We start from the raw sequence: 14,711 nt of genomic DNA, 5'->3' as shown, positions 1-14,711 counted from the left end.
GCAAACGATATTCGCGCGATTTTCTGGCCGTCTCGTAGCAAGACAGTTTCGCGCGCAGGCGCGGCAAATGGTTAACCGGCGGTCCAAAAGGGCGTTGTCGACAATTTCTTAAGGTCTCTGCGCCATGTCACGGTCATGGACCGCCGCGCTCCCCTTTCAGACATCTCGACGCCCGCCGGACCCCGGTGTGTGGCCGTATTTCGGCTGGCCGACGGTACGGTCTGCAATGTGGAGATGAGCAAGGGGTGCGAGCGGTTTATCGGCCGGTTCACACGGCTTCCGGCGCTGCGGCATGCCGATCATGTGATCCGCTTTCACGACGGGGCTTTCGCCGCCACCAAGAACAGGTAGCGCCGGTTCATCCGGTATCGCGGATACTGAGGCGTTTTCGGCCGCAGGCAAGACGTTATCCCAAGACCTTCGATCGCAACCGCAACGCGTTGCCGATCACCGACAGCGAGCTGAGACTCATCGCCGCCGCGGCAATCATCGGACTCAGCAACAGGCCGGATACCGGATAGAGGACGCCCGCCGCGATCGGAACGCCCAGCCCGTTGTAGATGAACGCGAAGAACAGGTTCTGGCGGATGTTGCGCATCGTCATCGCGCTCAGCCGCCGGGCTTTGGCGATACCGGCAAGATCGCCTTTCACCAGCGTTATCCCCGCGCTCTCCATGGCCACGTCGGTCCCGGTTCCCATCGCCACGCCGATATCGGCGGCGGCAAGCGCGGGCGCATCGTTGATGCCGTCGCCCGCCATGGCGACGATACGACCCTCGGCCCGCAATTCCCCGACTGTCCGGTTCTTGTCCTCGGGCGAGACGTTGGCGCGGACCTCGTCGATCCCGACCTGGCTTGCAACGGCATGTGCCGTGCCCTCGGCATCGCCCGTCAGCATGACGACGCGGATGCCCGCGCGGTTAAGATCAGCGATCGCATCGGCGCTGGTCTCCTTGATCGGGTCGGCTACGGCGACGATCCCGGCCGCCGCGCCGTCGAGCGCGACGAACATGACGGTCCGTCCGAGTTCCCGGCCTTCGCTTGCGCGGACGGCCAGCGCCGCGTCGAGCGCACCCGTTCGCTGCATCATTTTCTCGTTGCCGATGGCGACCGCCCGCCCTTCGACACGGGCCTCGACGCCCTCCCCGGTCACCGAGGCGAAGTCATGCGCTTCGGCCAGTTCCAGTCCGCGATCCTCGGTGCCGTCGACGATCGCTGCGGCGAGCGGATGTTCGCTCGACCGTTCGACGGCGGCGACCAGCCGCAACAACTCATCCTCGTCGACACCCGAAACGGTCTCCACGGCCACCAGCTTCGGCTTGCCCTCGGTCAGCGTACCGGTCTTGTCGACGACCACGGTGTCGACCTTCTCGAAGGTCTCCAGCGCTTCGGCATTCTTGATCAGGATGCCGTTCTGCGCGCCCTTGCCGGTGCCGACCATGATCGACATCGGCGTGGCGAGGCCCAGGGCGCACGGGCAGGCGATGATCAAGACGGCGATCGCGTTGACCAGGGCGTAGGCCATCGCGGGGCTTGGACCCCAGATCGACCAGACTATGAAGGTGATGATCGCGATGACAACGACAGCCGGTACGAACCAGCCGGCGACGCTGTCGGCGAGCCGCTGGATCGGCGCCCGGCTCCGCTGCGCTTCGGCCACCATCTGGACGATCTTGGCAAGCAACGTATCCGCGCCGACCCGCTGGGCTTCCATCACGAAACCGCCGGTCTGGTTAACGGTGCCGCCGGTCACCGGATCGCCCTCTTCCTTGCGCACCGGGATCGGTTCGCCGGTCACCATCGCCTCGTCGACCGCGCTCGCGCCGGAGAGCACGACGCCGTCGACCGGGACCTTCTCACCCGGCCGGACGCGCAACCGGTCGCCGACCCGCACCTCGTCCAGCGATATCTCGGACTCCGTGCCGTCGTCGGCGATCCGGATCGCGACCGGCGGCGCCAGTTCGAGCAGCGCCTTCAGGGCGCTGGACGTCTGGCCCCGCGCCTTCAGTTCCAGCACCTGACCCAGCAGGACGAGCGTGGTGATGACCGCCGCCGCCTCGAAATAGACGCCGACCCGCCCGTCCGCATTCCGGAACGCCGCAGGGAAGATATCCGGCACGGCGGTCGCGACCACGCTGAACGCGAAGGCCACGAACACGCCGAGGCCGATCAACGTGAACATGTTGAGGTTCATGGTGCGCACCGATTGGACGGCGCGGACGAAGAACGGCCAGGCACCCCACAGGACCACGGGCGCGGCCAGCGCCAATTCGATCCATTGCGCGACGCCCGGCGCGACGAGCCCGTCGAACGGACGGGACGGCAGCATTCCGCCCATCACGTAGATGACGAGCGGGACGGTGAAGACCGCGCTGATCCGGAAACGGCGGCGCATGTCGATATATTCTGGATCGGGACCGGTCTCGAGCAATACCTGCTCCGGCTCGAGCGCCATGCCGCAGATCGGGCAGGAACCGGGGCCCTTCTGCCGGATTTCGGGATGCATGGGGCAGGTGTAGATCGCGCCCTCCGCCGCAACCCCGTGCTCGGGACGATGTGCGCTTTCCGTGTGGCAACAATCCTGGCTCATTCCGTATCTTCCCGATCTCAGGCCTTGATACTATACTGGGGGTAGGTATATAGTTCGTCAACCCACAGTCAGGAAGGTCGCATGGCGCACTGCAAATTCGACAAGGAAATCGCGCGGATGAAGCGCATCGAGGGCCAGGCGCGCGGTATCGCGACGATGATGGAGGACGATCGCTATTGCATCGACATCCTCCAGCAGATGACGGCGATGGAAGGCGCGCTGCGCGCCGCCAAGGCCAAGGTCCTCGCGATCCATTCCAACCATTGCATCGAAGAGGCCGTGCAGAGCGGCGATGCCGCCGCCCAGCGCGAAAAATTCGGCGAACTTGTCGATCTCTTCGGCAAGATGACACGCTAGCAGGACAGGACAGATGACGATTACGCGACGCGATGCGCTGAACGGCGCGCTGGCGGTCGGCGGCGGGCTGGCGATCAACGCCCTCCTCCCCGGCTGGGCCCACGCCCAGTCCCACGCCCATCACGCGCCGATGGCGGCGACGAGCCCCGGCGTCCTTTCAGGCGAGCGGATTGCGCTCAGCATCGGCGAGACGCCGTTCACCGTCGGCGGGCGCACCGGTCATGCGATCACCGTCAACGGCACCCTTCCCGCGCCGCTGATCCGCCTGCGCGAGGGCCAGGATGTCCGGATCGACGTAACCAACCATCTCGACGAGGACAGTTCGATCCACTGGCACGGCATCCTCCTGCCCTTCCAGATGGACGGTGTGCCCGGCATCTCCTTTCCCGGCATCCGGCCGCACGAGACCTTCACCTACGAGTTCCCCATCCGCCAGGCCGGCACCTACTGGTATCACAGCCATTCGGGGCTGCAGGAGGCGATGGGGCATTACGGGCCGATCGTCATCGACCCGGAACATCACGACCCAGTCGCCTATGACCGCGAACATATCATCGTGCTGTCCGACTGGAGCTTCATGCATCCGCACATGATCATGACGCGCCTCAAGCAGAGCCCCGACTATTTCAACCGCCAGCAGAATACGCTTTTCGACGGCCGCGAGATGACCATGGAGCAGCGCGCCATGTGGGGCGGGATGCGGATGATGCCGTCCGACATCGCGGACGTGACCGGCGCGACCTACACCTATCTCGTCAACGGCCATGGTCCGGTGGAAAACTGGACCGGGCTGTTCACGCCCGGCGAACGCGTGCGCCTGCGCATCATCAACGCGTCCGCCATGTCGATCATGAATGTCCGCATTCCCGGCCTGCCGATGACGGTCGTCAATGCGGACGGCGAGAATGTCCGCCCGGTGACCGTCGACGAGTTCCAGATCGGCGTTGCGGAAACCTATGACGTGATCGTCAACCCGACCGAGGATCGCGCCTATACGATCGTCAGCGAGAGCATAGACCGCTCCGGCATGGGCCGCGCGACTCTCGCGCCGCGGCCCGGCATGGCGGCCGAAGTCCCGCCGCTGCGCGAGCGCCCGACGCTCACGATGCGCGACATGGGCATGGGCGGTATGGCGATGGCCGGCGACGGGGTGGACCACGCCGCCATGGGTCACGACATGGGCGATTCCGGCGCGATGGATCATTCGATGCGCGACGGATCGCTCGCGCCGACCGTCGATATCAATCCCGGCGTCGACATGATCGCGCCGATGCCGGCGGACCGCACCGGCGATCGCGGCCTGGGGCTCGACGATGTGCCGCACCGCGTGCTCGTCTATACCGATCTCGAGGCGCTCGCCCCCAATCCCGACCCGCGCCGGCCGAGCCGCGAACTCCAGATCCATCTGACCGGCAATATGGAACGCTATATGTGGTCGTTCGACGGACGGCGGTTCTCGGAGCAGGTCGAGCCGATCCGCTTCGCACGCGACGAGCGGGTACGCGTCAAGCTCGTCAACGACACGATGATGACGCACCCGATCCACCTGCACGGCTTCTTCTTCGAACTGGTCAACGGCCGGCCCGGCCGCCATCCGCGCAAGCATACGGTCAACGTGCTGCCCGGCGGCTTCGTGCAGTTCGACCTGACGGCCGACGCGCCCGGGGACTGGGCGTTCCACTGCCATCTGATGATGCACATGCATGCCGGGATGTTCAACGTCGTCACCGTGCGGCCGCTCGACGGAGACGTTGCATGAAGCGGACCATCGCCCTCGCCGCGCTGATCGCTGCCAGCCCGGCCGTCGCCCAGCACCAGGGCCATGGCACCGGCCAGCCCGCCGATCCGCACGCGGATCATGCGATGGACGCTCAGGCCGAACAGTCGCCGGCGCAAGCGCCCGACATCCATGTCGGTCACGACATGACGCAGGGCAGCGAGACCGTGTCCGATGACGGCCATGCGACGCCGCAGGCGGCCGAGCCCGATCCGCATGCAGGCCACCGGATGGACGGGTCGGCCGAGAGGCATGACGGGCATGCGACGCCCGCTGACGACCCGCACGCCGGACATGCGATGCCGGGCATGGCGGGCGATACGCCCCTGCCGCAGTCCGGCCCGCCGCCCGAAGCCCTTTCGGGCCCGGCGCATGCGGCGGACACGGTCTTCCCGCCCGCCGTCATGGCCGAAGCGCGCGAGAATCTGCGCCGCGAGACCGGCGCGATGACGGTCGGGCTGTTTTCGGTCGATCGGCTCGAGGCGGCGATCGGCAGCGGCGAGGACGCCTATGCCTGGGAGCTCAACGCGCGGTACGGCGGCGATATCGACCGGCTCTGGATCAAGTCCGAGGGCGAGGGCGCGTTCGGCGGATCGCTGGAAGAGGTCGAGATACAGGCGCTGTGGAGCCATGCGATCGGGCCGTTCTTCGATTTCCAGGCCGGCGTCCGCGCCGACTTCCGCGACGGGCCGGACAGCACCCATCTCGCGCTCGGCGTACAGGGGCTCGCGCCCTATATGTTCGAGGTCGATATCGCCGGGTTCCTCTCGGACGATGGCGATCTCACCGCGCGTATCGAGGCCGAATATGATCAGCGCCTCTCCCAGAGCCTGATCCTCCAGCCGCGTGTCGAGCTCAATTTCGCGGCGCAGGACGTTCCCGAGCTGGGGATCGGATCGGGCTTTTCCGATCTCGAAGCGGGGCTGCGCCTGCGCTACGAATTCAGCCCTCAGTTCGCCCCCTATATCGGCATCGAATGGCAGCGCCAGTTCGGCGATACGGCGGACTTTGCGCGCGCCGCGGGCGAGGATCCGGACAGGATCGTCTTTCTGGCGGGCGTCCGTTTCTGGTTCTGAATCGGGCGAAGGCGCCGGCCGTCAGACGGCGCTGCTGAACCGTTTTTCCTGCGTGCCGCGATAGGCGTCGAACAGGCTCGCTATGGTCCGGCCATAGGGCCGGCCATCGGGCGTTATCGTGACGCGGTCGCCGTCCCGCTCGACCAGGCCGAGCGCGGTCAGCTGCGCCAGCCGCCCGTGCATCGCGGCCGACATCCGGATGCCGCGGATATCGGCCGTACCGGCGCATAACAGGCGTTCGATGATACGGCCGTGCGCCCGGTCCGCCGGACCGCGCAGGACGCCGCGTTCGGCAGTCAGCATATGGGCGCCGGCGCGCATCCGGTAGCGGCCGCTATTCTTCTCATTCTGCACGAAGCGATCGGGGAAGCTGCTGATCGCGCTGGCGCCGAGACCGATCAGCGCATCGCCCGGATCGTCGGTGAATCCCTGGAAATTGCGCCGCATCGTGCCCGCTTCGCAGGCTTGCGCCAGGCCGTCGCCCGCGCGCGCGAAATGATCGAAGCCGATCGGCACATAGCCGGCCGCGGTCAGCATCTCGAAACCGAGCGCGGCCATGTCGAAACGGGCGCGGCCGTCCGGCATGTCGCGGGCGTCGATCTTCTGCTGGCGCTTGATCAGAGAAGGAAGATGCGCATAGCCGAACAGCGCGATCCGGTCGGGCCGGAGCGCCACCGCCTGTTTCAGCGTCTCGGCGAGCGCCGCATAGGTCTGGCCCGGCAGGCCGTACATCAGGTCGAAATTCAGCGACGTCACGCCGTTGTCGCGCAAGCCGGCCACCGCCCGCGCGATGCTGTCCGCAGGCTGGATACGACCGATCCGCGCCTGCAGGTCGGGATCGAAGGTCTGGACGCCGAGGCTCGCATGGCTCACGCCGGCGCGTCCCAGCAGGGCCGTCCATTCGGGCGTCAGGCTGCGCGGATCGAGCTCGATCGAAAGCCGCGCATCGAACGCGTCGAAGGCGATGCACAGATGGTCGAGCAGGCGGACGAAATCGACGGCATCGATCGCGTTCGGGCTGCCGCCGCCAAAGGCGATCTGGGTGATCGGCCGCTGGTTTCCGAGCCGCTCGGCAACCGTTTCGATCTCCATGTGCAGCGCATCGAGATAGGCCGTCAGGCGATGGGCGCGGTTGGCGGCGCCGGTATTGCACCCGCAATACCAGCAGATCTTCTCGCAAAAGGGGATATGGGCATAGAGCGAGACCGACGCGTCCGGCGCCAGATCGTCAAACCCCGCTTCGTGAAAACCGGCGTCCACCGGCGCGAACTCGGCGGCGGTCGGATAGCTCGTATAGCGCGGAACCGGGCGATCGAGCAGGTCGGGTATGTACGGCCACATGCTTCGCCAATGAGCATGTCCCGAGCCGTATCTCCTTGACCATGATCAAAAAAACCGTTGACGAGGATCAAGGCGCCGCCACCGCGCACTCCCCAAAGCATTGGCACACACACACCGAACTGAAAGGCATCACCATGCGTGCGTTATCCTTCCTTCCCTTGCTGGCCGTAGCGGCCGTCCCGCAGGCGGCCTTCGCCGAAGCCGGAGACGTGCTGCTGCGCGTCCGGGCGGTCGTGATTTCTCCCACCGAGAATTCCGGCTCGATCCTGCCGACCTTTCCCGGCGAGGAAGTCGAGGTCAGCGACGCAATCATGCCCGAAGTCGACATCACCTATATGGTGACCGACAATATCGGCTTCGAACTGATCGCCGCGACCACCGAGCATGATTTCAGCGGAACATCGGGCACGACCGGCGGCATCGGCCAGCTCGGATCGACCTGGGTCTTGCCGCCGACCCTGACCGCCCAATATCATTTCGCGCCCGAAAGCTCGGTGCGGCCCTATGTCGGCGCCGGCATCAACTATACGGCCTTCTATTCCGAAGACGCCTCGAACGGACTCGAAAATGCCGTCGGCCCAACCTCCGTCTCGCTCAGCGACAGCTGGGGCTGGGCGGTGCAGGCCGGCGTCGATATCGACCTCAACGAAAACATCTTCTTGAATTTCGACGTGAAATATATCGATATCGATACGACCGCGACGCTGCGCAACGCCACGATCGGCACGCAGCAGGTCGATATCGACCTCGATCCGTTCGTCTTCGGGGTCGGAATAGGCTTCCGGCTCTAAGAGAACGCCTACTGTTCTCGGGGCGGGCCGCTTCCCCCAGCGGCCTGCCCTTATTTTCAGCCCCGCTCCGCCTCGATCTCGAGGGCGCCGCGATCGACGATCTCGATGGTGCGCCGGTCCGGCGTAAGGATGATAGCCGCGTCGCGCAGCCGGCCGAGCTGACGACTGACGGTTTCGATCGTCAGTCCGAGAATATCGGCCGTCTGCTGGCGGGACAGGGGCAGCTCGAAACGGTCCGCGGGTCCGGCCGGTCCCTCGCACGCCTTGCCGCCGAGCCGCTTCGACATTTCCAGCAGGAACGAAGCGACACGCTCCGCCGCGCTCTTGCGGCCCAGCAGCAGCATCCATTCCCGCGCCCGGTCCAGCTCGCCCAGGGTGCGCTCGAGCAGTTCATGCTCAAGATCCGGATGGTCCTTGGCGAAGGAATCGAAGCTCGATCGCGTAAAGACGCATAGCTGCGCATCGGTGAGCGCGGTAACGGAGTTGGTGCTGCTGGCGCCGAAGGGACGGCCGATGAAATCGGACGGAAAGGTGATCCCGACGATCAATTCGCGCCCGTCCCCGGTGGCCGTCGTCAGCTTGAGCATGCCGTCGATGACATTGGCGACGATCGGCGCGTCGTCGCCTTCCCAGATCACGGTTTCGCCGCGCCGGACATTCTTGCGCCGGCCGATCCGGTTCAGATCTTCCAGCGCGTCGGCGTCCAGCACCGAACAGATGGCACGATTGCGCACGAGGCAGGTATCACAGCTCGACATGCGGCTGCGTTAGCCGAAGAAATGGTGCAGGTCAGCCCTTTTCGGCGTGGAAAGCGCTTGCCGGCTCAAACCACCGCGCCGCGGGCATCGCCATTGCGCTGGGAATCGAGCGTCTTCCGGCACATCGCGGCATGGCAGGCCTCCGCACAATCGCGATTGTCCCTCTTCTGCTCGCCGCCGCCCAGCCGGATCGCCACCCGCATGTCGGGACGGCCGCAGACCTCCACCCAGAGCACGCCGTCTTCGCCCGCCACGGGGGTCGCCAGACCGCCGGTCGACAGCCCGAGAATCGCGAACGCCGCCAAGGATTGCGCGATACGCTTCATTCCTCATCCTCTTCATCGACCAGTATGCGCGCCGCGGCGCCATCGGGATCCTCGAACTGGTTGTCGGACAGGGCCCAGAAAAACGCCGCCAGCCCGGCCAGGCCGAGCCCGATCGCCACCGGGATCAGGATGGCAAGACCGGTCATCCGGCCCTCCGCAGCCGCAGCGAATTGGCGATCACGATCAGCGAAGACAGCGACATCGCGACGGCGGCGATCAGCGGCGTTACGAAACCCGCCACCGCCAGCGGCACGGCAAGCGCGTTGTAAAGGATGGCCAGCGAGAAATTCTGGCGGACGATCCGCATCGTTCGGCGCGCCGCGCGAACGGCGAACGGCAACGGCGCAAGGCTGTCGCCGAGAAAGACGAAATCGGACGCCGTCTGGCCGACATCGCTCGCCGAACCGGGCGCCATCGATACATGAGCGGCCGCAAGCGCCGGCCCGTCATTCAGTCCGTCACCGACCATCAGCACATGATCGCCGCTGCGGCGCAATCGTTCGAGCGCCTCGCATTTGTCCTCCGGACGCGCATTGGCCTGGGCGGTGAGGCCGAGCGCCTTCGCGACCGGACGGATCGACGCGGCCTTGTCGCCGGACAGGATGGAGCCGGGCAAGCCGAGACCGGCCAAGGCCCGGACGGCTTGCGCGGCGTCGGGGCGCAGCGCATCGCGGAACCGGATCAATGCGACGGGCTCGCCATCGACGGTCAGCGCGACCGCTGGCGTCGATTGCGGCCCGTCCGGCTGTTCGAGGGCGACACGCCGTCCGCGATGGACGCCGGCGATCCCGCTCCCGGGCCGTTCGGTCGGCTCTTCGAGTTCGGCGGCGCGAACCCCCCGGGCTTCGAGCGTTTCGCGGATCGCCGTCGCCAGCGGATGGCGGGATGCGCGCGCAAGGGCGAGCGCGATCGCCTTCCCGTCGGCATCGAGTTCGTCGATATTCTCCGCGACCGGGCGGCCCATCGTCAGGGTGCCGGTCTTGTCGAACACGACGCGATCGGCTTCGGCGAGGCGCTCCAGCGCCGATTCATGTTTGACGAGTATCCCGCGCTTCATCAGCGCTCCGGTCGCCACGACATGGGCCACCGGCACGGCGAGCCCGAGCGCGCACGGACAGGTGATGATCAGTACGGCGACGGCGATCAGCAGCGCCTGGTGCCAGTCGGCGCCGGCCATCATCCAGCCGATGAAGGTGAGAAGCGCCAGGGCGTGGACGACCGGGGCATAGAGCCGCGCGCCGCGATCGGCGATCCGGACGTAGCGGGACTTGCCCTGCCCCGCCGTCGCCATCAGCCGCCCGATATCGGCGAGCGCGGTTTCGTCGGCGACCGCCGTCACCTCGACCGCGACGGGACCGGTAACGTTGAGCGTGCCCGCGAAGACCCGGGCGCCCCGGCTCACCGGCTGCGGCGCGCTTTCGCCGGTCAGCAGCGACGCGTCGATCGCGCTTTCGCCCTCGACGACGATTCCGTCGGCGGCCAGCCGCTCGCCGGCCGCCAGCTGCATGATCATGCCGGGTTCGAGATCGGCCGCCTTGTGCCATCGGCTGTGGCCGTCGGCGGCGATGACCAGTGCGCCGGGTGCGGACTGGCGGGCCAATGCCGCGACGCCGTCGCCGACCCGGCGGCGCATCATCGCATCCAGCGCGCGCCCGGTGAGCAGGAAGAAGAGCAGCATCAGCGCGCTTTCGAACCAGGCATGTTCGCCGCCCACGATCGTTTCGTGGAGGCTCATCGCGGCCGTGATCGTCACGCCGATGGCGATCGGCACGTCCATGTTCGTCCGGCCCCGGCGCAAGGCCTGCCAGGCCGAGCGGAAGAAGGGGCGGCCCGCATAGGCGATGGCGGGCAGTGCGATCAGCGCCGAAATCCAGTGGAACAGCGTCCGCGTCGCGCCGTCCGCGCCCGACCAGATGCTGACGGACAGCAGCATGACGTTCATCGCGGCGAACCCGGCGACGGCAAGCGCGCGCAGCAATTCCCGCGTCGGCGCCGCCTCGTCGTCGGCCGCGCCCGTATCCGCGATCAGCGTGGGTTCGAAGCCGAGACTGCGGATCGCCTCGCCGAGATCCCGGTCGGACAGCGCCGGATCGTGCGCGATCGACACCTGCTTGCTGGTGAAGTTGACCCGCGCCGCGTGGACGCCCGGGGTCGCATTCAGACCGTGCTCGATCTTCGAAATACAACCGGCGCAGTGGATATCGGGCACCGCGAAGCGGCTCTCCTCGGCGATCGCCGCCGTGCCGGGCGTGAGCGGCGCATTCACGAAAGATCGACCAATATGCGCTTGCGCTCTTCGCCCCGGACGATTTCGATCCGCACGAGCCAGCGGCCGCGCGCGAGCGTCTCCGCGCTGCGATAGACGCCTTCGGATGTCTCGGAGAAGGTCAGCGCAACTTCGTCCGATCGGCCTACGGGATGGGTCGCGATACCGCGGATCGTCGCCGCGCCCAGCGGGCCTTCGGGACCGCCGACCGTGATCGCGACATGGTCACCCGCGCGCTGGACCGCCTCGGTCCAGCCCAGTTCATCCTGCTGGCGCGCGGCCTCGAGCCAGTCGTTGAAGCGCTGGCTGGCGACATAGCTGTTGTCGACGACCGTGCCGCCGAAACTCCGCGTCGCGAACGTCGCCATCGTCATGTTGACGACGACGATGACGCCGAAAAAGGCGACCAGGATCGCGGTCATATGCCAGCCATTGAAACGTCGGGTCATCATTCAGCTCCTGGCCGGGTGAAACGGGCGGGTTCGAGGGCGGTTTCGTCTTCCTCCGCAGCCGGCGCAGTGACGCGGAAAGCGAAATCCTCGCTGGGATCGCCTGCGCGCGGCGCGGCAACGAAGACACGCGTGCTGAGCAGCTGATCGGCGGGCACCGTAACGTCGAAGGCCCGCAGCGCCTGGTCGCGGCTGCCCGATCCGGCCCACATCACGCCGCCCGGCAGACCTTCCAGCTCCAGGGTCATCGTGCGCGGCCGGTTTTCCATGTTGCGGATCTTGACGTCGAAACTGTTGCGGACGCCGCCGTCGCTCAGCTGGACGAAGGTCGGGTTGCGTTCCTGGATCGCATTGATGGTCAGCCGGTCGCGCGTGCCCACGGCGAACAGCATCGCCATGCCGATCCCCGCCCATAGCGCGAAATAGAGCAGGGCGCGCGGGCGGAAGATTGTCTGCTTGAGCGTCGGGGGCGTACCGCCCGCCTGTTCGATCTCCGCTGCTTCGAGCGTCGCATAGTCGATCAGGCCGCGCGGCCGCCCGACCTGGTCCATCACCTTGTCGCAGGCGTCGATGCACAGCGCGCAGGTGATGCAGCCGATCTGCGGTCCTTCGCGAATGTCGATACCGGTCGGGCAGACCGCGACGCACTGGTTGCAATCGATACAGTCGCCGAACACGCCCGGATTTTCCTCGGCGCGCTTGATGCCGTGGCTGCGCGGTTCGCCGCGCCATTCCTTGTAGGTCACGGTGAGGGACTTTTCGTCCATCATCGCGGTCTGGATGCGCGGCCAGGGGCACATATAGATGCAGACCTGCTCGCGCATGAAGCCGCCGAGCGTGAAGGTGGTGAAGGTCAGCACGCCGATCGTCGCATAGGCGACGAAGGGCGCCTCGCCCGCGAACAGCTGCCCGAACAGCGTCGGCGCATCGGCGAAATAAAAGATCCAGGCACCGCCCGTCGCCATCGCGATGAGCAGCCAGATCGTCCATTTCGTGCCGCGCTTGGCGACCTTCTTCGCGGTCCAGGGCGCCTTTTCGAGGCGAATCTGCGCGTTGCGGTCGCCGTCGACCCAGCGTTCGACATGCTGGAAGAGATCGGTCCACACGGTCTGCGGACAGGCATAGCCGCACCAGGCCCGGCCGAACGCGGAGGTGACCAGGAACAGGCCGACGCCGGCCATGATGAGCAGGCCCGCTACATAGTAGAATTCATGCGGCCAGATTTCGATGCCGAACATGTAGAAGCGCCGGCCGGCCAGATCGACGAGCACCGCCTGGTCCGGCGCATAGGGGCCGCGATCCCAGCGGATCCACGGCGTGATGTAGTAGATGCCGAGCGTCACCACCATGATCGCCCATTTCAGGCGGCGGAAATTGCCGTCCACCGCCTTCGGATAGACGCCCTTGCGCTTCTCGTAGAGCTCCGGTTTCGGCGGCCCTTCGGGCGCGATGGAATCAACCAGGTTCATCGGTCTCCACCTCGGCGACCGCTTCGGTCTCCGGTTCCGCCGGGGCCGCTTCGCCGCCGCCGAGCGACCAGACATAGGCCGTCAGCATGCGGATCGTCACCGGATCGAGGCGATGGCCCCAGCGCGGCATCACACCATAGCGGCTGTTCGCCACCGTGTCAGTGATCGATGCGCGATCCGAGCCATACAGCCAGATCGAATCGCGCAGGTTGGGCGCGCCCTGGGTCCGGTCGCCCTGGCCGTTGTCACCATGGCAGACCGCGCAATTGGCGGTGTAGAGCTCCGCGCCGCGCGCCGACGCCCGGCTCTCGTCTTCCGCGCCGCTCAGCGTGCGGACATAGGATACGACGTCGCTGATCTGACGAGCGTCGAGGATGCCGTCGGCGCCGAAGGCGGGCATTTGCGAAATGCGCGTTTCCATATGGTCCGGATTCCGGATGCCGTGGATCAGCGTATATTCGATCGCCTCCATATCGCCGCCCCACAACCAGTCATCGTCGTTGAGGTTCGGATAGCCCTCGCTGCCCGCTGCGCCCGATCCGTGACACTGGACGCAATGGACGACAAAGGCCGAACGGCCGCCCTGGATCGCGGTCTGCATGAGCTGCTCGTCGGCCGGCAGGTCTTCGATCGCGATATTGGCGATCGCCTCCCGCAGCGGCGCGCGCTGCGCTTCGACCGCGGCCATCTCTTCGGCCAGCGCGCCCCGGCTCGAATAGCCGAGCACGCCGTCGGTCGCGCTGTTGATCAGCGGCCAGGCCGGATAGAAGATCGTGTAACCCAGGCCCCAGATCACGGTCGCGTAGAAGATGATCAGCCACCAGCGCGGCAGCGGCGTGTTCAGTTCCTCGATGCCGTCCCATTCATGGCCGACAAATTCGGTGCCGGTGGGTTCGTCGACGCGTTTGCCGTTGTCGTTTTCAGTCTCGGCCATCATTCTCACTTTCATCGAAAATCATGTTCGCGGCATCTTCATGGTACTTCTTCGCGCCCGGGCGGAAGACCCAGAGGGCGAAACTCACCCACAGGATCACCATGAACAGCAGCCCCCAGCTGTCGGCGAACTGGCGGAAGGCTTCGTAGGTCATCGCGGCTCCTCCAGCGCGGCGGCGGCCTCGAAATCGACGAGCGTGCCGAGCATCTGCAGATAGGCGATCAGCGCGTCCATCTCGGTCAGGCGGGAAGGATTGCCGTCGAAATCGCGGATCTGGACGTTGGCGTACCGCTCGCGCAGCCCGCTCGCGTCGCCGAAGACATCGACCTGAACAGCAAAATCGGCCGCGGCGTTTTCGATCATCGCATCGTCATAGGGAACGCCGAGCGCGCGCAACGCCCTGAGATCGCCGGCGATATTCTCGAAATCGAGATCGCGGTCGGCGAGGAAGGCATAGGGCGGCATGATCGATTCCGGCACCACCGAGCGCGGGTCGATCAGGTGCTGGACATGCCATTCGTCCGAATAGCGCCCGCCGACGCGCGCCAGGTCCGGCCCGGTCCGCTTCGACCCCCAT

General features: G+C 66.4%; 16 protein-coding genes. 5 read left to right on the top strand and 11 right to left on the bottom strand.

The window, feature by feature from the left end; all coding sequences use genetic code 11:
* Positions 1–189: 189 nt before the first annotated feature.
* On the top strand, positions 190–351 hold the full coding sequence (locus ACTS1X_RS10030) for a hypothetical protein (protein ID WP_442614252.1): 162 nt from the start codon (positions 190–192) through the stop codon (positions 349–351).
* A 55-nt stretch (positions 352–406) separates the two neighbouring features.
* Here the strand turns inward: ACTS1X_RS10030 and ACTS1X_RS10025 are convergent, their stop codons facing one another.
* Entirely contained in the window at positions 407–2,590 is a 2,184-nt protein-coding gene (locus tag ACTS1X_RS10025; RefSeq protein ID WP_442614251.1) for a copper-transporting P-type ATPase, read from the bottom strand.
* A gap of 81 nt (positions 2,591–2,671) precedes the next feature.
* On the opposite strand from ACTS1X_RS10025, the gene ACTS1X_RS10020 reads away from it, so the two are divergent.
* Genes ACTS1X_RS10020 through ACTS1X_RS10010 form a run of 3 tightly spaced genes read left to right on the top strand, consistent with a single transcriptional unit; the run spans position 2,672 to position 5,800 of the window.
* Positions 2,672–2,947, top strand: coding sequence for a metal-sensitive transcriptional regulator (locus tag ACTS1X_RS10020; RefSeq protein WP_442614250.1), 276 nt, complete (start codon positions 2,672–2,674; stop codon positions 2,945–2,947).
* 13 nt (positions 2,948–2,960) lie between these two features.
* Entirely contained in the window at positions 2,961–4,706 is a 1,746-nt protein-coding gene (locus ACTS1X_RS10015) for a copper resistance system multicopper oxidase (protein WP_442614249.1), read from the top strand.
* A complete protein-coding gene (locus ACTS1X_RS10010; protein WP_442614248.1) occupies positions 4,703–5,800 on the top strand; it encodes a copper resistance protein B in 1,098 nt (365 codons plus the stop codon). The genes ACTS1X_RS10015 and ACTS1X_RS10010 overlap by 4 nt, the downstream gene beginning before the upstream one ends.
* Before the next feature lie 21 nt (positions 5,801–5,821).
* On the opposite strand, the gene hemN is transcribed toward ACTS1X_RS10010, so the two are convergent.
* Positions 5,822–7,141, bottom strand: coding sequence for an oxygen-independent coproporphyrinogen III oxidase (gene hemN / locus ACTS1X_RS10005; protein ID WP_442614247.1), 1,320 nt, complete (start codon positions 7,139–7,141; stop codon positions 5,822–5,824).
* A gap of 134 nt (positions 7,142–7,275) precedes the next feature.
* On the opposite strand from hemN, the gene ACTS1X_RS10000 reads away from it, so the two are divergent.
* Complete coding sequence (locus tag ACTS1X_RS10000; protein ID WP_442614246.1) at positions 7,276–7,932, top strand: OmpW/AlkL family protein; 657 nt, start codon at positions 7,276–7,278, stop codon at positions 7,930–7,932.
* 56 nt (positions 7,933–7,988) lie between these two features.
* Here ACTS1X_RS10000 and ACTS1X_RS09995 read toward each other — a convergent pair whose 3' ends face one another.
* From ACTS1X_RS09995 to ACTS1X_RS09955, 9 genes are all read right to left on the bottom strand, one after another.
* Positions 7,989–8,690, bottom strand: coding sequence for a Crp/Fnr family transcriptional regulator (locus ACTS1X_RS09995; RefSeq protein WP_442614245.1), 702 nt, complete (start codon positions 8,688–8,690; stop codon positions 7,989–7,991).
* Positions 8,691–8,755: 65 nt separating this feature from the next.
* A complete protein-coding gene (locus tag ACTS1X_RS09990) occupies positions 8,756–9,016 on the bottom strand; it encodes a hypothetical protein (protein WP_442614244.1) in 261 nt (86 codons plus the stop codon).
* Positions 9,013–9,162, bottom strand: coding sequence for a cbb3-type cytochrome oxidase assembly protein CcoS (ccoS, locus tag ACTS1X_RS09985; RefSeq protein WP_442614243.1), 150 nt, complete (start codon positions 9,160–9,162; stop codon positions 9,013–9,015). Before ccoS ends, ACTS1X_RS09990 begins: the two co-directional genes overlap by 4 nt.
* Positions 9,159–11,282 (bottom strand): heavy metal translocating P-type ATPase, encoded by a 2,124-nt coding sequence (locus tag ACTS1X_RS09980; RefSeq protein ID WP_442614242.1) that lies wholly within the window; start codon positions 11,280–11,282, stop codon positions 9,159–9,161. The genes ccoS and ACTS1X_RS09980 overlap by 4 nt, the downstream gene beginning before the upstream one ends.
* Positions 11,279–11,731 (bottom strand): FixH family protein, encoded by a 453-nt coding sequence (locus tag ACTS1X_RS09975; protein ID WP_442614241.1) that lies wholly within the window; start codon positions 11,729–11,731, stop codon positions 11,279–11,281. The genes ACTS1X_RS09980 and ACTS1X_RS09975 overlap by 4 nt, the downstream gene beginning before the upstream one ends.
* A complete protein-coding gene (gene ccoG, locus ACTS1X_RS09970; protein WP_442614240.1) occupies positions 11,731–13,200 on the bottom strand; it encodes a cytochrome c oxidase accessory protein CcoG in 1,470 nt (489 codons plus the stop codon). The genes ACTS1X_RS09975 and ccoG overlap by 1 nt, the downstream gene beginning before the upstream one ends.
* Positions 13,187–14,134, bottom strand: coding sequence for a cytochrome-c oxidase, cbb3-type subunit III (ccoP, locus tag ACTS1X_RS09965; RefSeq protein WP_442614239.1), 948 nt, complete (start codon positions 14,132–14,134; stop codon positions 13,187–13,189). The genes ccoG and ccoP overlap by 14 nt, the downstream gene beginning before the upstream one ends.
* Positions 14,121–14,288: a cbb3-type cytochrome c oxidase subunit 3 gene (locus ACTS1X_RS09960; protein ID WP_442614238.1), complete on the bottom strand. Its 168-nt coding sequence runs from the start codon at positions 14,286–14,288 to the stop codon at positions 14,121–14,123. The genes ccoP and ACTS1X_RS09960 overlap by 14 nt, the downstream gene beginning before the upstream one ends.
* A partial coding sequence (locus ACTS1X_RS09955; RefSeq protein ID WP_442614237.1) for a cbb3-type cytochrome c oxidase subunit II occupies positions 14,285–14,711 on the bottom strand: 427 nt, incomplete at its 5' end. The genes ACTS1X_RS09955 and ACTS1X_RS09960, both read right to left, overlap by 4 nt.

It is taken from the genome of Parasphingopyxis sp., from assembly GCF_052168275.1.
Classification (GTDB): domain Bacteria; phylum Pseudomonadota; class Alphaproteobacteria; order Sphingomonadales; family Sphingomonadaceae; genus Parasphingopyxis.
This window is presented reverse-complemented; position numbering and strand designations above follow the sequence as displayed.